This window comes from Cytobacillus sp. BC1816 (genome assembly GCF_051353635.1).
GTDB lineage: Bacteria > Bacillota > Bacilli > Bacillales > Cytobacillaceae > Cytobacillus > Cytobacillus oceanisediminis_C.
In genome coordinates this window covers 4,938,436-4,960,839 of the sequence record NZ_CP195611.1, presented here as the reverse complement: position 1 = coordinate 4,960,839, position 22,404 = coordinate 4,938,436, and the positions used below count along the sequence as shown (strand labels likewise).

Here is a 22,404-nt window from a genome sequence, read left to right as displayed (position 1 = left end):
ATTGACTTCAATTTTGAAAGGGGATTTTACTCATGACAGCGACAACAACAAAGGTATTAAAGAACTTTATCAATGGAGAATGGGTGGATGCAAACACGGAAAAATTCGAAGTGGTGCCAAACCCTGCAACCGGCGAGGAGCTTGCACGCACACCGATTTCCACCCGCGAAGATGTCGATAATGCTGTTCAGGCTGCGAAAGAAGCGTTTAAAACCTGGAGCAAAACGCCGGTGCCCAAAAGAGCCAGAGTACTATTTAAATATCAGCAGCTGTTAGTAGACAACTGGGACGAATTGGCAAAGTTGATTACACAGGAAAACGGCAAAAACTTTAAAGAAGCATACGGTGAGGTTCAGCGCGGAATTGAATGTGTAGAATTTGCTGCAGGCGCGCCATCTCTTATGATGGGAAAGCAGCTTCCTGACATTGCGACCAATATAGAATCGGGCATGTACCGCTACCCGGTTGGCGTCATCGGCGGCATCACGCCTTTCAACTTCCCGATGATGGTTCCTTGCTGGATGTTCCCGCTTGCGATTGCCTGCGGCAACACATTCGTCTTAAAGCCGTCTGAAAGAACGCCAATCCTGGCTAATCGCCTGGCAGAGCTGTTCACAGAAGCTGGCCTGCCGGCTGGGGTATTCAACATTGTTCACGGTGCCCATGATGTAGTAAACAGCCTGATTGATCATAAAGATGTACCGGCGATTTCTTTCGTTGGCTCCCAGCCTGTTGCCGAGTATATCTACAAATCTGCAACAGCGAACGGCAAACGCGTACAGGCGCTAGCTGGAGCAAAGAACCACTCCATTGTCATGCCGGATGCAGATCTCGATGGCGCAGTTAAAGAAATTATTGCTGCCGCTTACGGATCAGCGGGTGAAAGATGCATGGCCTGCTCTGTTGTTGTAGCTGTAGATTCCGTTGCTGACGAGCTTGTTGAGAAACTGAATGAGCAGGCAAACCAGCTGACCATTGGAAACGGATTGGATGAAGATGTCTTCTTAGGACCAGTTATCCGCCAGGAAAACAAAGAGCGTACAAGCAATTATATTGAAATTGGCGAAAAAGAAGGAGCTTCTCTTGTACGCGATGGCCGTAAAGACGAGGCATACCAAGAAAACGGCTATTTCATTGGACCAACGATCTTTGACAATGTAAAACCATCCATGAAGATCTGGAAAGAAGAAATTTTCGCACCAGTTTTATCTATCGTACGTGTAAAGAGCCTGGAAGAAGCAATCGAGCTTACCAACAAATCCGACTTTGGTAACGGCGCATGCTTATTTACTCAAAATGGAAGCAGCGTCCGCTACTTCAGAGAAAACATTGAAGTGGGTATGCTCGGCGTCAACATCGGCGTACCGGCACCAATGGCCTTCTTCCCATTCTCCGGCTGGAAAAACTCATTCTATGGAGACCTTCACGCAAACGGAACAGATGGTGTGGAATTCTATACGAGAAGAAAGATGCTGACTGCGCGCTGGTAGGAATAAAACATAAGAGACACCTGCAATGAAATGCAGGTGTCTCTTATGTTTTTGATAGGTTATTCCTTATATATTATGCTAGAATTTGCTCTTTAATTTTCTCAAACATGGCCTCTTTTCCAATGCCTGTCAATAAAGGGACACCATCAATGACTTTGCTTTTAATATTATCTGGAACAAGTGTAGTGGAAACGATGATATCATACTCATCAATCCGGCCGAGTTCTTCGCTGATTTTAGATTGATATAACTTTACTTTCGTTTGGAGGTTGTTTTCTTCCAGCCAGGATTTTACTTTTCCAGTTACAATTGTTGAAGTAGCAATTCCTGTTCCGCACATAATCAATAATTTTTTCATTTTTCCTCACCCTTTAGATAGTATTGTTGGTTTTTTCGTTTTGGCCATATGACGTTTTATAGAAATCATGACATTGAAGAACAATCTCTCTGCTAAGTGGCGTTAGATCAGGCTCATGCAATGTGGCATAATGCGCGTACTCTGCCGTTTCTTCCAGCAGTACAGCAGCCTTTAGTGCACTTTCAATATCCTTGCCTACCGTAAAGACTCCATGGTTCCGCAGCAGCACAGCCGGCAAATCCCCAATGTGGTCAATAATTTGCTTGCCGACTTCATCTTCACCAATCGCTGCATAATCTGAGCAGGGGACACATTCTTTAAACATATTGGCAGCTGTTGTGGTATACGATGGGATTCCTAATCCTCGTATAGCAAAGCTGGTAGCAAACGGTGAATGGGTATGGACAATACTGTGGATATCGTCACGTCTCCGATAAACAAATAAGTGGCTGGCAGTATCTACTGAAGGCTTCAGCCGCCCCTCCACAACATTTCCATCCAGATCGAGTACAACCATATCCTCTGGCTTTAGAACATCAAAGTGGACGCCGCTTGGTTTAATGATTACATTATTACTCTCTTTATCTCTGTAACTGACATTTCCACTGGTCCATTTGACAAGCTGCAATTCTTTTAATGTCTTGTTTGCATCACATACTAATTGTTTCCAAACCTGATACATATAGATCACCTTCTTCCTTTAGGGATATTTTTATAAACCGACTCCGGTATCGTCATTAAGTTTCGCCTCACGTTTTGGCTTTATCTTATTCAAGTAAATCAAACCTCCAAAGGCGACTAAACCTATAAGAGTAATTCCTGTCCAGTTGAGCACCTTAGCTAGACCAACAAAGATAAATGTCGTCCAGACAGCTCCGTCAACAAGGGCAGAGATACTGGAATTTCCGGCCATATCAAAATTTGCTGCAATGGCGGCATCGGTGATTAAAGGAGCAGCCCAAGAAGCGATAAGCAGACCTACTGCCATATAAAGTGTACCGGCGACAACAGTTCTGATAATATTTCCTCTAAATACTGGAGTCATTAAACAAACTAAGAATGGTATGGTTGCCAAATCGCCAAACGGCAAGACTGTATTTCCAGGCAAAATGACCGCTAAAAACAAAGTAATTGGCACAATAATTAATGAGGCTGATAAAACAGCGGGATGACCTACCGATAATGCACTGTCCATACCGATATAAAGGTCACGACCCGGCATGCGTTTTCTGACAAAGTCACTGGCTGCTTCAGAGATCGGTGCAAGCCCTTCCATAAGCAGTGAAACCATTCGGGGCATTAACATCATCACTGCACCAGTTTGTACAGCAAGCTGCATAACTTCCTTCGCACTATATCCTGCCAGGAATCCAATCACAATACCGATTAATACACCCATTACAGTCGAATCCCCGAAAATTCCTAATCTTTTTTGGATAGTCTCAGGATTAGCCTCTAATTTATTAAAGCCGGGAATTCGGTCAAACACCCAGTTTAAAGGCTTTGCTACAAGATAGGATGGTGCAGAGGCCCCGTGCGGGAAAGTGATTTTTGGAAAACCATAAAACTTTTCAATATCTTTTGCAATTAAATCCCCTAAGAAGAAAATGACAACTAAATGAATGGCAATTGTATATAAGCCAAGTGCGAAGTTTCCTGTCAAGGCATATACTAGAGATCCTGTGAAAGCACAGTGCCAATAATCCCAGATATCAACGTCCAGCGTTTTTGTCAGGCCGGTAATCAATAAGAATACATTTAAGCCAATTCCCAAAGGGATTGCCAAACTTCCTAAAGCAGTACCATAAGAAATGGCAGCCGCAGCCGGCCATCCTACATCTATGGTGTCAAGCTGGAAACCAAAATTATCAACCATGGCCTTTGCCGCAGGTCCTAAGCTGCTGGTTAACAGCCCAATTACAAGATTTAGCCCAATAAAGCCAATGCCGACGGTTAAACCAGCTTTAAAAGCTTTTGAAGGTTTTGTTCCTAACACGATCCCAAAGATAAACAAAAGAATTGGAAGCATTACGCTGGCACCAAGGTCAACAAACCATTGTAAAACCGACATTTAAATCCCCCTTTTTTATTGTCTGAAAAGTTATTTCAGACCAATTCTGTTTAATAAATCTTCAAACTCATTTTCGTTTTCGCATTCAGAAAATTCGGTTAATAAAATTTGGTCTTGAAGAATCTCCATTAAGCGCTGCAGCATTGTCAGCTGATCTGCTGGATTCTTTAAAGCCAGCATAAAGATAAGCGAGACATCTATCTCTTCTTGTGCGTTATTGCCCATGACAAGGAACTTCACTGGGTTTTTTAGAGACGCAAAAGCGATTTGCGGACTTATGACTTTATCTGCATCTGTATGGGGAATGGCCACCCCGAATGGTTTCACCGCTAAACCAGTTGGAAAAGACTCCTCACGCTCTAAGATTCCTTGTTCAAAAGAAGCTGCCACTAAGTTCTCAGCGCGCAGGGAATTCACCATTTGCCGCAATGCATCCTGGCGGTCGCATGCTTCTAAGTTAAATAAAGTAATTTTTTTATCAAAAAACATTTTACTTCCTCCTGCCCATTCAACTTCCATTTATAGTAAACCAGGCATCATCAGCGTCTTTTGCTTCTATTAATCGTTCCATCTTCACTTTATCCTCAGCTAGCTCAGCTAATTGGGATAGTGCTTTCAGATGCTTGTTCTGGTTATAAATGGCGAGTGGTGTAACTATGGAAACTCTGTGCCCATTCGCAAAGGCAACTGGGTTTTTTAGTATCAGCATGGCGAAGGCATCTGCGGATACTCCTTTTTCAGGAGCTGCATGCGGGATAGCCATGCTGTTTCCTAAAAAACTATAAATCTGCTGATGATCATTTTCTTCAAGCAGGGCTTTTACATATGATGGTTTGATAATGTTATTTCTTATCAAGGGGTCACATGCAATAACTATGGCATCCTGCCAGGTTTCTGCCCGATCTTTTATTTGGATAAACTCATTTGGCAAAAACTGTTTCAAGCCATAGGCAAGGATTCTATTACCCGTAGTCTCTATCCTTTGTTTTGGCTGAAACAAATTGGACAACGAGGTTAATAGGGCTAATTCATCCGTTACGATAGCATTTTCTTTAATTGTGTCCATTACCCTGCTAATATTTATGGTTGTATAACTGGCCTCATCAATGGAATTGATTACCTGATTTCGCAATGTTTCTTTTTCGATTAAAGTCATAAGAGGATTAATTAAAAAAGACGGCTTTGATGATTGAACAGGAATGGTGCTAAACACAATATCGTATTCAAGCCGGTAAACCTGAAATTGTCTTAATGATAGACTTTCAACAAAGTGGAACTCCGGAAAAATTCCCCTCAATGTTTGTCTCATGATTTTGGAAATGGTAAGCCCATTTGTACAAACTACCAAGGCTTTCTTCTTTTTTTTGAGTTCTTCTCCCTGTTTAATAAGCTGCCCGGCCAGAAACATTGTAATAAAGGCAATCTCGCCAGGAGGAAACTGATCTTGGATTAGCTCCTCCAGAGGACTAATTGAAGAGGAAACCATATCATGTAATTCCGTATATTCCTCAATCATTTCAAAAGAATAATGATCCCTAAGAGTAAGGTGATATTTGATGCGGTAGTATGCTGGTCTCATATGGAGCAGAAGTTTTTCAAGAATCTCGTTCTTATCAGCAATGAAAATACAGGACTTTTTCTCAAATAAGAGGAGTACCTCATTTATTGCAGCTTTAAGATCCTGTATGTGCTGGTCAGTAAGGATTTCTGCTGAGTGAACATTTGAAGTTAATAACTGAAGTGTGAGCCATATTCTCTCACTGACTGGAATATCCGTTTCATCCTTTAATAGCTTTTCGGATGCAATATATTCTTTAGTATCTGCTAATTCCTCTATCCCAACATGAAAGTCTTCATTCAATAAATGCCCATGATTTATTCTGATAAAAATTAATTCTATGACATATGGCAATCTCTCATAGCTTTCATCCGTTAAGTGGATCTCTAACAGCTCTTCAATGGATCTTATTTTTTCTTGCATATAACGTATATCTATTTGCAGGAACTTTTCAAAGTACATATGCCCATTAAAGAGGTTTAATACGGATTTAACAACTATGATTAACAATTTACGGATTTGGAATTCTTCTCCGCTGATATCATAGCCTTCAGTCCTCGAATAGTGGATAGTCAAAGAATACTCACCAAGGAACTCCGAGGCTTCTTTGATGTCTTTGATAGCTGTGTTTTTACTGACATTTAAGAGATCAATAATATGGAACAGTGATACTTCTTCCTTTTTGCCAAGTAAATATAAAATAATTAATAATGCCCGTTCTTTTTCCGTAGGAATATACTCCTTAAGGTGTGCAGACTGTGAATGATGAATGGAAAAATAATCAAATACCTTTTTATCGATAATAAAATATCCATTGCGGCTTTTGGTGATGGGCAATAAATTTTTCAGGCCCAGCCATTGATTGATCTTTTCGATAGAATAGGTTATTTGCCGCCTGCTAAGATTTAATTTTTCTTCTAGTTCCTTACTTTTTATTTGAGGTGTCCGTATTAATACATTTAGTAAATTAACACTTCGATCATCAAGGAACATGTCTATAACCTCCTTGGGACTTATTATATTTTAAATTATTTGATAATTGTAATCGTTTTCATAACAACTTTTATCCTGCAAAACGAAAAGTTTTGTATAAGACTGCACTGAACAATTGTTCATTATAAGAACTTTTGTATAAATTACCTGATTGGAATGGAATAGTCAATTACTATTTAGAAATTTTAAAGAAACCACATATTCCTATCCTTTTTTAATTAAAAAAAGGAGTATGGTAAAATAGCCTAAACTATCAAAAAAATGATTTAATAACCTGGCGTTAAAGGAGTAATGATTGTGGACTGGCATGAAAAGAGGCAATTGGTGAAGGTTGCAAACCTATATTATAAAGAAGGTCTGACACAGGCGGATGTAGCAAAAAAACTTAAAGTTTCGAGGCCTGTCATTTCAAAACTGCTGCAAAAAGCAAAAGAGGAAGGTATTGTAAATATCTACATTAAAGATGAGAGTGTTGTGACAGTGGAATTAGAACAGAAACTGGAGCAATATTTCAATCTGGAAAGTGCTATTGTGGTACCCAATGATGATTTACCGGGAGAAATGGCCAAACAGGCAATTGGTCAGGCTGGAGCCGCATATATATCCCGAAATTTAAAAAATGTGCAGAGTATAGGGATATCCTGGGGCACCACACTTTCCAGTCTAATTCAGGAATATCCCTATGAACGCAGAAATGATATTCAAGTAGTTCCTTTAGAAGGAGGAATGGGCATTAAGGAAGTCGAAATACATGCTAATCACTTAGCAAATGAACTGGCAAAGAAAATTAAAGGGCAATGCACTTATTTATATGCACCGGCCATAGTGGCAACAGAAGAACTCAGAGAAAGGCTCATGGCTATGCAGGATATTGAGCTGGTATTACAAAGCGGGCGAAATGTGGATATGGCGATTATTGGCATCGGGAATCCTTACGAAGAATCTACCTTAATGAAGATAGGATATTTAAAAGAGGATGACCTCACACAGCTGCAAAGGCTTGGGGTAGTAGGCGATATTGGCTTTAGATTTTACAATAACCAGGGTATACAAGTGGATGATACAATAAATAAACGGGTAATAGGAATATCGTTGGAGGAATTAAAAAATATTGAGACAGTCATTGCTCTTGTTGAGGGGCAGCAAAAAGCAGAGAGTGTTTTCGGTGCATTGAATGGCCAGATTATTAATGTTTTGATAATTGATGAAAAGACGGCAAGTGCTGTAATAAATAAATACGAAAGCGAAAAGTTTTGAACAGAACAGTGTCTGACCAAAAGTTTTCTGTATATAATATAGTTAGATTACTGAATTTAAAATGAAAATCAAGGTATTCAGGATTTCATTTTTTAAGAATCCTTAATAAGGAGTAGAATATAAATGAAAATTTCAGAAACCGATACCTACCTTTTTTGCTCAAAATGCTTGGATGAAACCCTGCATCATGTAAGATATTTAAATGGGAAAATTAATAAGATACAATGTGACAATTGTAAGCGTACAAATGAGATGAATATGGATTTTAAAAGAGAATTATATAAGGAAGTATATAAAAGAATTACTTCAAAACCGTTTAGATTAACCGAAGAATTAAAAAAAGATCCTAACAAGTTAGCAGAGGATCTTCCCAAAAGAGTCCTTAGTAAACCATATCGTCTTATGAAGTATTTAAATGAAACAAAAGAATCCTATAAAAAAATAAAAGGAGAATAGTATTACATTCTTTTATTCTGTATACAGTCGGTCACAGGGCTGATTCAGAGCTGTTTTTAATGCAGCTCTGAATCAGCCTTTTTTATATTGTAAATGAATGCTTCAGGCAACAAATTCACGGTGCATGCAATTTACTCTCCTTAAGATTCAGATAATATAAAAATTGATTGACAGTACTGATGATTTAAATTATTCTTAATACATAACAAATGTAACAATGTGTGTCATATGTGAAAGAAGCATGATTATTGTTTAAAGGTTGAACATTTGTTCCGCCGGGTTTATCTGTCTTTTAAATGTAAGCGGTTACCACGCTGGGGTTAATCCAAATTTATATTAAGGGGGAATTTTGTGAAACTCGTTGTAATCCTATGTGCCATTCTAATCATTCAACATGCCCTTTCGCTTGTGCAGATTAAATATTATAAGAAAAGCCTAGACAAGATCATCAGTAATTATAAAGGGGAAGACGGCTATTTCGTATTCTCTGGCATGGAAAGATCAAAATTCAGCCCTGGCGCTATCGTCATCATGGTGGTAGACCAGGACTACATGATCCATGAGTGTTATATGTTAAAAGGAATGACAGTTTTTACAAAATTTAAGCCATTAGATTCATATAAAGGCAGTCATGTAGGAGAAGTTTTGAAAACAATAAAGGAGAAATCTATCAATAAAAAGGATAGGGGTATACCGTCCTATTGGAAGGCATTGGCGAAGGCAGGGGAATCTGCCCTGTTATCTATTTCAAAAAATAAAATTTCGATTGGACATTAAAGGGGGAACGTATTATGGAATGGGTAAAATGGTTTGGAGAACATTTTATAGGAATGTTTAACGCTGGTGGAGAAACATTTATGGGATTATTTACAGGAATTGTTCCCACCTTAGTTGTGCTATTGACGTTTACCTATGCAATTATGAAGTTTGTAGGTGAAGAAAGGGTAACTCGGATTATTCAATTTGCTGCAAAGTACCGTTTGCTGCGTTATACATTAATGCCGGTTTTATCGGTTCTATTATTAACCAATCCAATGGCTTACACATTTGGCCGGTTCTTGCCTGAAAAGCAAAAGCCTGCTTTCTATGATTCAGCCGTATCATTTGTTCATCCTGTTACTGGTTTATTTCCTTATGCTAACGCTGGTGAGCTTTTTGTTTATCTGGGAATTGCAAATGGAATTAAGGAGCTGGGTCTTCCAGTAGCAGACCTGGCTGTCCGTTACTTTTTAGTTGGGGTTGTTATCATTTTGATACGCGGAATAGTAACAGAGTTAATTACGAATTATTTAGCTAAAAAAGAAGCAGGAGTACAATAAAGGGGGTATCCAAATGAGTGAGCGTACAATATTTGTTGCAAAAGGATCAGGAGGATGGGGCATGGGTCTTCATATTCAGCCTAAGGGAAAGAAGAATAAAGTTGTTTCTATTACTGGCGGCGGCATCCACCCTGTTGCAAAAAGAATTGCAGAACTGACTGGCACTCAGGCTGTCGATGGTTTTAATGGGTCTTATCCGGAAGAAGAAATGATGTGTGTGGTCATTGACTGCGGAGGAACTGCCCGTATTGGCGTTTACCCTATGAAGCGGATTCCTACAGTTGATGTTTTGCCATCTTCTCCATCTGGCCCGCTTTCAAAATATATTACTGAAGACATTTTTGTATCTGGTGTGACAGTAAAAGATATTACATTAGCGGAAGACTACGAAGAAGTTGCCGGGGCGCAGGAAGCTGTAAATGAGCCTAAATTTAATACGAAAGATAAAGAAAAATTTAAAGAAGATTATGACCAGCTGAAGAAAGAGCACGCAGGCAAGGGAGATAACTTCCTTCTCAGGTTTTCTAAAGGGATTGGGAATGTCACAGGGACATTCTATCAGGCTGGCCGTGATACGGTTGATATGCTAATAAAAAACATTATCCCTTTTATGGCTTTTGTCAGTATGCTGATCGGTATCATAAACTATACCGGAATTGGTGATGTTATTGCGAATTCCCTATCCCCATTAGCAAGCTCAATCTGGGGACTGCTAGTGATTGTTATTGTATGTACAATCCCATTTTTATCCCCTGTCCTGGGACCTGGAGCAGTTATTGCACAGGTAGTGGGTGTTCTAATTGGGAGTCAGATTGCATTGGGGAACATTCCGCCTGCCTATGCTCTGCCAGCACTATTCGCCATTAATGGGCAAGTAGGCTGCGACTTCATTCCTGTTGGCCTGTCACTTGGAGAAGCCAAGCCGGAAACGGTAAGATACGGGGTGCCTGCTGTTCTTTACAGCAGATTGATAACAGGGGTATTATCAGTTGTAATTGCCTATTTTGCGAGCTTCGGTATGTATTAAAATTGTTAAAGGACTCAGAAACTATGCAAAAATGAGCCAAGTAATTGTGCCTTTGATGCATAGTTTTCTCTTCTTTATTCTAATTGGAAGTGTTTTCAAGTAAAATCTAATCAGAATAGGAGTTTCCATTAGAGGAGGAAATATGATTACGCTGGATAATCGGAGAATTTTAGTAAAGGTAGCACAAATGTATTATAACGAAGGCGCTACTCAATCAGAAATTGCACAGAAAATCGGTGTCAGCAGATCCCTAATTTCAAAGTATTTAACGAAAGCAAGAGATTTGGGGATCGTTGAAATAACCATTCATGAGGAAGGCCTGCAGCAGTTCAGTCAGTTAGAAAGAAGAGTTGAGCTTTTATACAATATTCGTGAAGTGGTTTGTATTGAAAGTGTCGGACAAGAATCGTCAAAAAGGCAGTTAGGTGAAGCTGTAAGTGATTTTTTACAGAGAGTCATTAGGGACGGACAGATTATAAGTTTTTCATCAGGAACTACATTGAATGAAGTTGCTAAAGTGCTTCATTCACCCCAAATATACCCTGAATTAACGGTAGTGCCTTTAGTAGGAGGTGTCGGAAACGAGAATGTAGATATTCATTCTAACTCCATTGTGGCTAAAGTCGGCTCAATACTTCAGGCTAATTACAAACTACTTCATATTCCTGTAATGGTGGATACAAAGGAAGCTAAGGAAATTTTGATGAGACAGCCATCAATCAAAAGTACATTTGATTTAGCAGCCAAGTCTGATATCGCTGTCGTAGGGATTGGAGGAAAGCCTGAGCATTCAACAATGGTGAAATCCTATCTGGGGCCAGATCATGAGTCTATTGCGTGTAATTCAGAAATAGTCGGCGATATATGCTATAACTTTATTAACAAATTTGGCAAGCCTGTTCAGAATCCATGGAATGATAGAGTGATCTCTCTGGAACTTGAAAAATTGAGTCAAATACCGCTTGTAATAGGGGTGGCTTCCGGGCTGGAAAAGGTTGAAGCTATTAAGGCTTCGCTTGAAGGTAAATTGATTGACGTTCTAATAACTGATGAAGCTACGGCAAAAGGGCTTCTTACATAATTCAAAGCTATGCTGTTAATTCAGCGTAGCTTATCTTTTATCTAGAATTAATAATATAATAAATTTTTTGAAAGTTCTTACTTGACATACCTTGTATGGAGGCTTTAAACTTGCATTGTAGGAACAAATGATAATCTAATTCACAAATGTTAATTATTTTAATTAAATGTTATCGATGGTAACGCATGTTACACCATGGCTGCACGTTGAAAATGTAAGCGCTACAATATAAAAGGCTGGAGGTCTGGAAAATGTCTATTTATCAGCAATTATTGACACGTGAACGGGAAAACGCTCCTATCCGGGTGGGGGTTATAGGGGCAGGACAAATGGGATTCGGGATGATTACACAAATTTCAAGAATCCCTGGAATGATCGTAACAGGAGTGTGTGACGTAAATACTGAGGCTGCACGTAAGGCAGCAGATTACTATAACTCAAAATCTAAAAAAAGAAATCCGGTCTTGGTAACAAGCGACTATCGGGAAGTCATCCAATCAAGAGACGTGGAAGTAATTGTTGATGCGACCGGAGTTCCTGAAGTTGGTGCCAATATCTCCCTTGAAGCATTAAGGTCTAAAAAACACCTTGTTCTTCTAAATGTAGAAGTGGATATTACTATTGGATCAGTAATGTATCAGCTTTTTAATAATGCAGGACTGGTTTACACCGGTTCAGCAGGGGATGAACCAGCTGCGACTCTTGAACTGTATGAATTTGCAAAAACGATGGGCTTAGAAGTATTAGTGGCCGGAAAAGGTAAAAATAACAAATTAAATCCTCTTTCCAATCCTGACGTCTGCAGAGAAGAGGCTCAAAGAAAACATATGAGTGCTCATATGCTCGCTGCATTCCAGGATGGAACAAAAACGATGGCAGAAATGAATCTGCTGAGTAATGCCACAGGGTTAATTCCTGATCTGACCGGAATGCATGGGGTTTCTGCAACACTTGAAGATGTGGCTGATAAGCTGAATCTAAAGGAAAATGGCGGTGTTTTAAATAACTTTGGAGTTGTTGAATATGTAGATGGTCTTGCGCCAGGTGTATTCGTTATTATTAAAAGTGAGCTGGAGCCGGTTGATGAAGAATTACGCTATTTAAAAGTAGGAAACGGGCCGCATTACACATTATACCGTCCATATCATCTTGCAAGTTTAGAAACACCGGTCACAATTGCAAAAGCTGTCCTTCAGCATGACTCTTCTATTCATCCGCTTGGAGCGCCAGTATCCGAAACAGTGGCAGTAGCAAAACGGGATATTAAAGCGGGAGAGTCCGTTGATGGAATTGGCGGATATTCTGTACGAGGAGTTCTGGAGACACATTCTGATATGAAAACCAATGGCCATATCCCTATCGGACTTATCAGCGGAAAAGTCATTGCAAAAAAAGATATTAAAACAGGTCAATTCTTAACACAGGATGATGTTGAGTTAGACAAGGAAACAACTGTCTGGAAATTAAGATCCCTCCAGGATCAGCTTTTTACATTAAATCCAGAGAAAAGCCCTGTTATCAAACTATAAAAATAAAACAAAAGTAAGGTTAATGGAGGTTAATAAGGTGACAAAAACAGTTGTAAAAGAAATTGGAGTGCTAGTGCCAACCTTCAAAGAAGACAGGATTGTAATTTTATTTGGCCCTCAGGCACCAAAAGAGCTAAGGGAAATGGCAGTAATTCACGAGGTTGAAAGTTTAACAGATGAACCATTAAAAGCAGGCGGAACTATTTCGTTTGATAATGAATCCTTTACAATTACAGCACTTGGATCCCACGCCAATAAAAACTTTAAGGAATTGGGGCACATTTCAATATATTTTCAAGAGCCATTAGAGGATGTATTGCCAGGGGCAGTATTTGCCTCTCCGCATAAATTCCCTGCTATTCAGGATGGAACCGTTATTACTTTCAATTAATTTTAATAATAAACGAACTTATTAAAGGGAGAAGGAGGAAAAGATTTAACATTTTCTCTTTCTCCCTTTTTTGTTGACACTTGACTTATTGTTGTTTAGATTATATGATTTTTACAAATGTAACACATAAGAACAAATGTAAAAGGAGGATTAAAAATGAAAGTGCAAAAGTTAGAACTGCCTAATATGATTACGGAAGATAAGTTAAAAGATTTGTATAAAGAAATGTGGATGATTCGATACTTTGATGAAAAAGTAGATCAGTTTTTTGCCAAAGGGATGATTCATGGAACTACCCATCTATGTGTTGGCCAGGAAGCCTCTGCTGCAGGTTCAATTGCTGTGATCGGAAGAAAGGATAAAATTGTAAGTACACATCGGGGACACGGGCATTGTATCTCGAAAGAAGGAGACGTCAATAAAATGATGGCGGAACTCTTTGGTCGAGAAACAGGCTATTGTAAAGGTAAGGGCGGCTCTATGCATATTGCGGATGTGGAAAAAGGCAATCTTGGGGCAAACGGAATTGTTGGCGGCGGTCTGCCTCTTGCTGTAGGAGCAGCTTTAACCTCGAAAATGAAGAAGGAAAATTATGTGGTGCTTTGCTTCTTTGGGGATGGAGCTTCAAATGAAGGAAGCTTCCATGAATCTGTAAATCTTGCGGCTATCTGGGATCTTCCTGTTGTCTTTATTTGCGAGAATAATCAATATGGCATGTCAGGACCGGTTAAAGACATGACTAGAATTGAAAATATTGCAGACCGCGCAGGTGCTTACGGGATACCAGGAAAGGTCGTTGACGGCAATGACATGATTGAGATCATGAATACAGTAAATGAAGCTGTGGAAAAGGCAAGGGATGGAGCAGGCCCTACGCTGATTGAAATGAAAACATACCGCTGGAAAGGACATTCCAAGAGTGATGCCAAAAAGTACCGCACCCGTGAAGAAGAGCTGGAGTGGAGAGCGAAAGATGGCATTAAACGCTTTAAAGAGACACTGATCCATGCAGAAGTCTTCACCGAAGAAGAGGCAAAACAGCTGCAGGATGAAGCCTATCAGACCATAGAAGAGGCAGTAAAGTTTGCAGAAAATAGTCCGGAACCATCAATGGATAGCTTACTGGAAGATGTATATGCCTAAGGAGGAGGATGAAAGTAATGGCGGTTAGAGAGATTACTTATTTGGAAGCAGTTCGTGAGGCAATGAGCCAGGAGATGCGGCAAAACGATGATGTTTTTATCCTTGGCGAAGACATTGGTGTTTATGGAGGAGCATTTGGAGTCACCCGCGGGATGATAGAAGAATTCGGGCCTGAGCGTGTTCGCAATACACCGATTTCTGAGGCGGCCATAGCAGGGGCTGCGGTTGGTTCTGCTTTAACTGGAATGCGCCCTATATTAGAACTTCAGTTTTCCGACTTTATTACAATTGCCATGGATCAAATAGTGAATCAAGCTGCTAAAACCCGCTATATGTTTGGCGGAAAAGGAAAAGTGCCAATGGTTCTAAGAACCCCTGCTGGCTCCGGAACGGGAGCGGCTGCCCAGCATTCCCAAAGTCTCGAAGCATGGATGGCCCACATTCCAGGATTAAAGGTAGTTCAGCCTTCCACAGCTTACGATGTAAAAGGGTTGTTAAAAGCCGCCATTGATGATGATAACCCAGTCATTTTTTATGAGCATAAACTTCTTTACAAAACATCTTCTCATGTTCCTGAAGAAGCATATTCAATTGAGTTGGGTAAAGCAGATATTAAACGTGAAGGCACCGATGTGACCATCGTTGCTACAGCAATAATGGTTCATAAGGCGCTTGAAGCCGCTTCAGAACTCGAAAAAGAGGGCATCAGTGCAGAAGTAATCGATCCCCGAACTATAGTACCGCTGGATAAAGAGACCATTATTAATTCAGTAAAAAAGACCGGCAGATTAATAGTTGTACATGAAGCCGTGCAGCGCGGAGGCATTGGCGGCGAGATAGTCAGTGTAATTGCTGAGAGTGAGGCCTTTGACTATCTGGATTCTCCCATTAAACGCCTTGGGGGCAAAGAGGTTCCCATTCCGTACAACCCTAAATTAGAAAAAGCTGCTATACCACAGGTGCCAGACATAATTGAAGCAGTTAAAGAAACAGTAAAATATATATAAGAAGGAGGGGGATACGGTGGCTAAAGAAATATTTATGCCTAAACTCAGCAGTACCATGGAAGTCGGCACTCTCCTTCAATGGTTTAAGGAAGAAGGCGACTCAATAGAGATAGGTGAACCGCTTTTTGAAATTATGACCGATAAAATCAATATTGAAGTTGAGGCATATGACCAGGGAATTTTGCTAAAAAAATACTTTCAGGTAGATGACCAGGTGCCTGTTAACCAAATAATTGGTTACATTGGAGAAAAAGACGAGAAAGTACCTGAGAATTCTCCAGGTATTTCAGGAGATACAGAAGCGGAAAGCCAAAGTCCGGCTGAAGAATCTGTTCTGGAAAAAGAGGTATCTTTAGAAGCTGCAGCAGACAATGAATGCGAAAAGGTCAGGGCAACACCTGCTGCCCGAAAACAAGCCCGGATGAATGATGTAGAGCTAGTATTCATCCAGGGAAGCGGTCCTAAGGGAAGGATCCAGAAAAAGGATGTATTGGCTCATTTGGCATCCTCTTCACCTAAGGCAACCCCGCTGGCGCGTAAAGTGGCTGCTTCAGAACAAGTTCCTCTTGGTGACATTAAAGGAAGCGGTGCTAATGGCAAGATTTTGAAAAGTGACATCTCCACTGCTGTAAATAGCAGAGCCTCCAGTACTGCAACTGTAGAGCCGAATCGCAAACAAATGTCAGGAATGAGGAAGGTTATAGCTAAGAGGATGTCTGAAAGTGTAAATACAGCACCGCATGTGACACTTACTACAGATGCAGACATGACGAAGGTCAAGGAACTTAGAACTTCGTTATTGCCTGTCATTGAAAAACAGACTGGGCTCCGATTATCTTTTACGGATATTCTTATTAAAGCAGCAGGGAAGGCACTTTCCAGACACCCGGGAGTCAATGTTTCCATTGAGGGAGAGGAAATCATTCAGCATGAGCAAGTTCACATTGGTCTTGCCGTGGCTGTTGAGGATGGGCTTATGGTTCCTGTTATTAAGAATGTTAATGAAAAAGGACTGGCACAAATTACGGAGGATGCCAAAGAGGCAGGCAAACTTGCCCGTGAAAATAGGTTGCATCCGAATCAGCTGAAGGACTCTACCTTTACAATCAGCAACTTGGGCATGTATGCAGTGGATGTATTTACGCCGATTATTAATCAGCCAGAGAGTGCCATCCTGGGAGTTGGCAGAATTCTGGATAGGCCTGTGGCAGTAGAAGGCAATTTGGCTGTACGCCCGATGATGACACTGAGTCTCTCCTTTGATCACCGTGCAATGGATGGAGCTCCAGCGGCTGCTTTCCTTACAGAATTAAAATACATTCTTGAAAATCCATTTGAATTATTGGTGTAGGGAGGTGGAGCACTTGGAGAAAATTTATGATGTGGTTGTTATAGGAGGAGGGCCTGGAGGATATGTTGCCGCCCTTCATGCAGCGGAGCTAGGGAAAAAGACGGCGGTAATTGAAGCTGACTTTCTAGGAGGAACCTGTTTAAATAGAGGCTGTATCCCCTCTAAGACCTATTTAAAACACTCAGAAATAATTGAACAAATTGAAAAAGCCAGGGATTGGGGAATCGATTCAGGTGCGTTAACCTTATCTCTAAGTAAAATGAGACAAAGAAAAGATGAAGTGATTAATCGTTTGCGCAGCGGAATCTCCTATCTGCTCAAACAAGGAAAAATAGATATATATAATGGCTTCGGGTTAATCCAAAAAGATGGAAATATTAGAGTAACAATGGATTCAGAGGAGAAAGTCCTAAAATCCGAAAAGGTTATTCTTGCTACAGGCTCCACTCCAGCTGTTCCCAAGATTCCGGGACTGGAAGCAGTTCAATTCGAAACGAGTGACACGATTTTTGATCTGGAAGAGATACCCGAATCGGTGATTATTATAGGAGGCGGAGTAATTGGGGTTGAGTTTGCAACAATCTTCGCATCTCTAAAATCAGATGTAACCATTATAGAAGCAGCCAGCCAGATTGTGCCTTCTGAAGATAGTGAGGCTTCCAAATTTCTGACAAAGTCATTAAAAAAGAAAGGCATCAAAATACATACTGGCGTCAGTGTCCAGGGTGTAAATGAGTCCGGCGGTTTAAAACAAGTAAAATGCAGTGACTTAAAGGGAAATATAGTATCGTTTGATGCAGCGTCACTATTGGTTTGCACAGGCCGCCGTCCAAATCTTTCAGCAGCTAAAGAAGTAATCATTGAACATAATGGGCCATTTATAAAGGTTAATGACAGATTGGAAACCAGCTTACCGAATGTCTATGCTGTCGGTGATATAATTGGCGGCTGGCAATTAGCACACGCTGCAAGTGCGGAAGGTACGGTAGCTGCTGCCAATGCTGCAGGCGGCAACGAAAAAATTGACTACAAAGTAATGCCCCGCTGCATTTATACACTTCCTGAAATTGCATCAGTAGGATTAACAGAGGATGAAGCGCGCAAGCAAGGGCTGGATGTAAGAGTAGAAAGGTTCGATTTCGCTGGAATTGGTAAAGCCTTGAGTGCTGGGGAGCCGGAAGGTTTTACGAAGATTATTTACGAAGTAAAATACGGTGAAATTATCGGAGCGGTTATGGCCGGGTCACACGTTACAGAATTAATTGCAGAGGCCTCTGCTTTTATGTATCTCGAAGGAACAATAGAAGAAGCTGCGAAAATGATTCACCCTCATCCATCCTTGTCCGAGTCCTTTTATGAGGCTGCAGTTAAAGCAAAAAACAAATTAAACAGTTCTCGTAAGGTGCTCACCTAAAATAAGACATTAGTAATTGGATAATTAAATAATCTAAAAGGGTGAAAAACGGAATATGATTGAAAAAACATTCACTGTTATCGATGAGACCGGTATCCATGCAAGACCGGCAACGATCCTGGTACAGGCAGCAAGTAAGCATGATTCGGAGATAAAGTTGGGCTATAAAGAAAAAGCTGTTAATTTAAAATCGATTATGGGTGTGATGTCACTTGGAGTTCCCAAAGGTGCAGTGATAACCATAACAGCAGAAGGCGCTGACCAGGAAGAAGCGATAAAAAATCTGGCGGCTTTACTAAGTGAGCATAAGCTTGCTGAATAGTAAAAAGCAACTACTATTAATCCCTTGAAAAGGAACGTGTTTTTAACATGTTCCTTTTTTGTGTTCCCTGGGAACTGTACTGTTTACTTGTTAAAAATATTTATAAAGAACTATTGTATTTAAAAAAGAGTGCAAAAGGTCACAAAATTTCACGTTTTCTGTCGATATAATAAAGGAGTATATATGAGATGGGGAGATCAATGATGTTCGGAAAAGGAAAGTTGAAGCAGCTGGAGGAAGAAAAGCGGAAACTGGAATCAAAAATTCAGGCTGCTGAAGAAGAATTTCAGCGCCGGGAAAAATATTATCAGACACTGATTCATTCTTTTAATGAAGATTTGACGAATACGGTAAGCCAGCATGAGATTGTCAATGGACAGCATTACATGCTGGGAGATTTGGTTTTGAAAATTAAAGACGGTTTTGAAAACGTAAAAAGACATAGTGAAGCTACTTTTACAAACAGCCTCTCTCTATCGGATAAAGGGGGGAATCTGATCCAGTCTGCAAAAGAGATGGTAAAAAGCTCGGAGGAAGGCCGCGGGTCCGTCAGCAAGTCTGAACAGCTGATTAAGCAGCTGGGTGAGCAATTAGAAGTGAATTCACAGAAGATGGAGGCGCTGAGCAAAAGGTCAAAGGAAATTGAGATGATTGTTCAGGTCATTAAAGATATCGCGGAGCAAACCAATCTATTGGCATTGAATGCATCCATCGAAGCGGCACGGGCAGGCGAGCAGGGCAAAGGATTTGCTGTCGTTGCGGATGAGGTCCGCAAACTGGCTGAAAGCACAGCAACGAGCACGGCTAATATCAGTTCCCTGACAAAAAATATTCAGGACGATATTGAAGCAACACTGAACTCAACAGTGGCGAGCACCGAATTAATTAAAGATGGCATGTCCCTCAGCGGCCAAACTACCAGCAAAATTGATTCGATCACAAGCCTTATCCACACGGTTGAAACAGAAGTCAGTGAAGTGATTGAAATGATAAATGCTCAGAAGGGATATTCCCAGGAGGTGGCCGATGAGATTTCGGAAACGAAGTCTGTTTTTGATCAAGTAAACGAGCTGATCCAGAGGCATATTGACGATGCGCGGGTCGTTGACGAGAAGCTGGAAGGGGCCATCTCGCAGGTTAAGGCGGTAAATTACTAAGTTTTCAAAAGGGGTCAATTATGAAAAAGAAAAAACAGAAAGAAAAAGGGTCACTGTTTTCATTTACGATTAGAAAGAAATTATTGCTCTCATTTATTATTATTCTATTAATCCCATCCACTTCAATTGGATACATTTCCTATCAAAAGGCTCAAGATGAGATAACAAGCCAGATTGAAATGAGTGCGGATGACAATGTAAAAATCCTTGACCAATTTATCATGGACTTTATTAAAACAAAAATGGAAGATACGAATTATTTTTCAAAACGGATAAAGAAGGATTTCTATACTGCGGAAGAATTAGAGGAGACGAATAAAGCCTTTAGTCAATATAAAGAGCTGAATCCGGAGGCAGTCGCCATTTATGCAGGCTCTGAAAATGGCGATTTAGTCATTTATCCGCGTGCAGATTTGCCGGCTGACTTTGATGCAACCACACGCCCCTGGTATCAGGGAGCCATGGAGGCAAAGGGAAAAGCCTTCATCACAGAGCCATATGTTGATGCTGTAAGCGGAAATATCCTAATCACAGTAGCCCAAAAGCTCGGCGACAGCTCTGGTGTTATCGGGATTGATTTAAGTCTCTCTGCTCTAAGTGAGCTATCCAATAACATTAAGATTGGGAAAGAAGGATATCCCGCTATCTTAAGTGCGGAGGGAAGCTTTTTAGTGCACCCGCAGGAGAAGCCAGGCACACAGGCAGAGGGAAGCTGGCTGCAGGAAGTCCTGGAAAAGGAAAAAGGGCAGGTAGAATACACTCTTGATGGGGAAAAGATAGAAATGCACTTTACCACCAATGGGCTGACAGGGATGAAGGTGCTTGGCACAATGAATTTGGAAGAAGTATCATCAGCCGTAGAGCCTATCTTAGTATCGACAAATATATTCATAGCCATTTTCGTACTTATAGGTGCACTTATTTCATATTTTATTGTCCGTTCGATTACACGCCCGCTCAATCAGCTGATTACAGCAACAGATAAAGTCAGCCAGGGAGACCTGACCCAGAAATTTGATGTTAAAAATAACGATGAAATCAGCAAACTGGGCATCAGCTTCAATAAGATGGTCGCCTCGCTTCAGCAATTAATCAACCAGGTAGGTGAAAAAGCGGTTCACCTTGCTTCATCATCAGAACAGCTGACGGCAAGCTCCGAACAGAATAACATGGCAACAGAGCAGGTGGCCAACTCCATCCAGGAAGTAGCGACAGCTACTGAGCAGCAGACGGAAAAGGTGAAAGAAAGCACTTCCGTCGTAAAAGAGATGTCCGGCCGCATTCAGAGAATCATGCTCAACACAAATGTCGTTGCCCAAACAGCTAATGAAACAAATGAAGTGGTTGTAAAAGGAAATGAAGCGATCGACCTTTCAACAAACCAGATGAAAAATATTAATCTAACAGTCTCTGAACTAGGCTCAATTGTCCATACTCTAGGTAAGCGTTCGGAGGAAATTGGCCAGATTGTCAATGTCATTTCTGAAATTGCAGACCAGACGAATCTGCTCGCGCTAAACGCAGCTATTGAAGCTGCAAGGGCAGGTGAGCACGGAAGAGGCTTCGCCGTGGTGGCCGATGAAGTCCGCAAGCTGGCAGAACAATCATCCAAATCGACGGAAAGCATCCGTGAACTGATCTCAACGATTCAAACGGACACAAGCAAAGCCATCTCTTCAATGGAAAAAGGAACAGCTGAAGTGGAAAAAGGAATTGACCTGGTTAACAATGCCGGAAATGCTTTCAGCCACATCCAGCAATTTGCCGATACCGTTTCGGGCCAGATCGCGGAGGTTTCCTCATCCATCAAGGACATGGCCGAAGGTGCTGACCAGGTGGTAGAACTCGTAAGCGCAATCGAAGAAATTGCCGCTGTCACCACTGCCGAAAGCCAGGATGTATCCGCTGCTACAGAAGAGCAGCTGGCGTCCATGGAAGAAATTGCGGCATCTGCTGCTTCGCTTTCGGGAATGGCGGAGGAGCTGCTGGAATCTATTAAGAAGTTTAAAGTGAATTAAATAGAAGGACCCGCCGGTTTGGCGGGTCTGTTTTTATGTGGCCGCGGGTTCAGAATGTGAACCCTGCAAAAAGAGCACGGAAACATACAAATAGATACTTACCCCTGCAAATAGGGCTGGAAATTCTGCAAATAGAATAGGTAATTTACAAATAGTTAGCTGGATCTGCAAATAGATGAACCGCATAAGAACGGGAAACGGCTCGCTTAGTTGATTTGCAAATAGAACCGGGGATTCTGCAAATAAACCGGAGAATTCTGCAAATAGAACTGGAAAAATGCAAATACCAGGCTGCTACCTGCAAATAGACGAGCAGCAATAGATCGGGGATCAGTCTAGGATTATCAAATTGCAAATAGAATCTTAGATTTTGCAAAAAGAACTGGGAACTCGCAAGTAGATTCAGGCTTCCTGCAAATAGATATATTCCTCCCAAATAAAAAAAGCTGCAAAAGCGTATCC

The 22,404-nt window shown here is 40.9% G+C and carries 21 protein-coding genes; 16 read left to right on the top strand and 5 right to left on the bottom strand.

The genetic code is table 11. The features are described 5' to 3' along the window. Positions 1-32: 32 nt before the first annotated feature. Complete coding sequence (locus ACR42H_RS25010; RefSeq protein ID WP_436373945.1) at positions 33-1,490, top strand: CoA-acylating methylmalonate-semialdehyde dehydrogenase; 1,458 nt, start codon at positions 33-35, stop codon at positions 1,488-1,490. Between the two features lie 73 nt (positions 1,491-1,563). Here ACR42H_RS25010 and ACR42H_RS25005 read toward each other — a convergent pair whose 3' ends face one another. Genes ACR42H_RS25005 through ACR42H_RS24985 form a run of 5 tightly spaced genes read right to left on the bottom strand, consistent with a single transcriptional unit; the run spans position 1,564 to position 6,470 of the window. After that, positions 1,564-1,848 (bottom strand): PTS sugar transporter subunit IIB, encoded by a 285-nt coding sequence (locus tag ACR42H_RS25005; RefSeq protein ID WP_436373943.1) that lies wholly within the window; start codon positions 1,846-1,848, stop codon positions 1,564-1,566. Positions 1,849-1,861: 13 nt separating this feature from the next. Next, positions 1,862-2,530, bottom strand: coding sequence for an L-ribulose-5-phosphate 4-epimerase (locus tag ACR42H_RS25000; RefSeq protein ID WP_436373941.1), 669 nt, complete (start codon positions 2,528-2,530; stop codon positions 1,862-1,864). A 30-nt stretch (positions 2,531-2,560) separates the two neighbouring features. Further along, positions 2,561-3,919, bottom strand: coding sequence for a PTS galactitol transporter subunit IIC (locus ACR42H_RS24995; protein WP_436373939.1), 1,359 nt, complete (start codon positions 3,917-3,919; stop codon positions 2,561-2,563). A 30-nt stretch (positions 3,920-3,949) separates the two neighbouring features. Beyond that, positions 3,950-4,408, bottom strand: coding sequence for a PTS sugar transporter subunit IIA (locus tag ACR42H_RS24990; RefSeq protein ID WP_436373937.1), 459 nt, complete (start codon positions 4,406-4,408; stop codon positions 3,950-3,952). Between the two features lie 19 nt (positions 4,409-4,427). Continuing rightward, complete coding sequence (locus tag ACR42H_RS24985; RefSeq protein ID WP_436373935.1) at positions 4,428-6,470, bottom strand: BglG family transcription antiterminator; 2,043 nt, start codon at positions 6,468-6,470, stop codon at positions 4,428-4,430. Positions 6,471-6,764: 294 nt separating this feature from the next. Between ACR42H_RS24985 and ACR42H_RS24980 the strand changes: the two genes are divergently transcribed. The 15 genes from ACR42H_RS24980 (at position 6,765) to ACR42H_RS24910 (ending at position 21,942) form a co-directional block, all read left to right on the top strand. After that, the gene (locus ACR42H_RS24980; protein WP_436377072.1) at positions 6,765-7,727 is read left to right on the top strand and encodes a sugar-binding transcriptional regulator; all 963 of its coding nucleotides are present in this window, start codon (positions 6,765-6,767) and stop codon (positions 7,725-7,727) included. Positions 7,728-7,850: 123 nt separating this feature from the next. Further along, a complete protein-coding gene (locus ACR42H_RS24975; protein WP_341081591.1) occupies positions 7,851-8,183 on the top strand; it encodes a bh protein in 333 nt (110 codons plus the stop codon). A gap of 351 nt (positions 8,184-8,534) precedes the next feature. Beyond that, positions 8,535-8,960 (top strand): transcriptional regulator GutM, encoded by a 426-nt coding sequence (locus tag ACR42H_RS24970; RefSeq protein ID WP_436373932.1) that lies wholly within the window; start codon positions 8,535-8,537, stop codon positions 8,958-8,960. A 14-nt stretch (positions 8,961-8,974) separates the two neighbouring features. Next, positions 8,975-9,502, top strand: coding sequence for a PTS glucitol/sorbitol transporter subunit IIC (gene srlA, locus ACR42H_RS24965; protein ID WP_250801303.1), 528 nt, complete (start codon positions 8,975-8,977; stop codon positions 9,500-9,502). Positions 9,503-9,515: 13 nt separating this feature from the next. Beyond that, positions 9,516-10,529 carry a PTS glucitol/sorbitol transporter subunit IIB gene (srlE, locus tag ACR42H_RS24960; protein WP_436373930.1) on the top strand — a complete coding sequence of 338 codons (1,014 nt, stop codon included), beginning with the start codon at positions 9,516-9,518 and terminating at the stop codon, positions 10,527-10,529. A 142-nt stretch (positions 10,530-10,671) separates the two neighbouring features. Further along, entirely contained in the window at positions 10,672-11,610 is a 939-nt protein-coding gene (locus ACR42H_RS24955) for a sugar-binding transcriptional regulator (protein ID WP_436373928.1), read from the top strand. 251 nt (positions 11,611-11,861) lie between these two features. Beyond that, the gene (locus ACR42H_RS24950; RefSeq protein ID WP_436373926.1) at positions 11,862-13,139 is read left to right on the top strand and encodes an NAD(P)H-dependent oxidoreductase; all 1,278 of its coding nucleotides are present in this window, start codon (positions 11,862-11,864) and stop codon (positions 13,137-13,139) included. A 37-nt stretch (positions 13,140-13,176) separates the two neighbouring features. Next, positions 13,177-13,530 carry a PTS glucitol/sorbitol transporter subunit IIA gene (locus ACR42H_RS24945; RefSeq protein ID WP_341081578.1) on the top strand — a complete coding sequence of 118 codons (354 nt, stop codon included), beginning with the start codon at positions 13,177-13,179 and terminating at the stop codon, positions 13,528-13,530. A gap of 156 nt (positions 13,531-13,686) precedes the next feature. Further along, entirely contained in the window at positions 13,687-14,673 is a 987-nt protein-coding gene (locus tag ACR42H_RS24940; RefSeq protein WP_436373924.1) for a thiamine pyrophosphate-dependent dehydrogenase E1 component subunit alpha, read from the top strand. 8 nt (positions 14,674-14,681) lie between these two features. Beyond that, positions 14,682-15,680 (top strand): alpha-ketoacid dehydrogenase subunit beta, encoded by a 999-nt coding sequence (locus ACR42H_RS24935; protein WP_436373922.1) that lies wholly within the window; start codon positions 14,682-14,684, stop codon positions 15,678-15,680. Positions 15,681-15,696: 16 nt separating this feature from the next. Beyond that, positions 15,697-17,031 carry a dihydrolipoamide acetyltransferase family protein gene (locus ACR42H_RS24930; protein ID WP_436373920.1) on the top strand — a complete coding sequence of 445 codons (1,335 nt, stop codon included), beginning with the start codon at positions 15,697-15,699 and terminating at the stop codon, positions 17,029-17,031. 13 nt (positions 17,032-17,044) lie between these two features. Beyond that, a complete protein-coding gene (gene lpdA, locus ACR42H_RS24925; RefSeq protein ID WP_436373918.1) occupies positions 17,045-18,445 on the top strand; it encodes a dihydrolipoyl dehydrogenase in 1,401 nt (466 codons plus the stop codon). A gap of 55 nt (positions 18,446-18,500) precedes the next feature. Continuing rightward, positions 18,501-18,767, top strand: coding sequence for a phosphocarrier protein HPr (locus tag ACR42H_RS24920; protein ID WP_436373916.1), 267 nt, complete (start codon positions 18,501-18,503; stop codon positions 18,765-18,767). Positions 18,768-18,955: 188 nt separating this feature from the next. Beyond that, the gene (locus ACR42H_RS24915) at positions 18,956-19,924 is read left to right on the top strand and encodes a methyl-accepting chemotaxis protein (protein ID WP_279587083.1); all 969 of its coding nucleotides are present in this window, start codon (positions 18,956-18,958) and stop codon (positions 19,922-19,924) included. Positions 19,925-19,944: 20 nt separating this feature from the next. Next, on the top strand, positions 19,945-21,942 hold the full coding sequence (locus ACR42H_RS24910) for a HAMP domain-containing methyl-accepting chemotaxis protein (protein WP_436373914.1): 1,998 nt from the start codon (positions 19,945-19,947) through the stop codon (positions 21,940-21,942). Positions 21,943-22,404 lie beyond the last annotated feature (462 nt).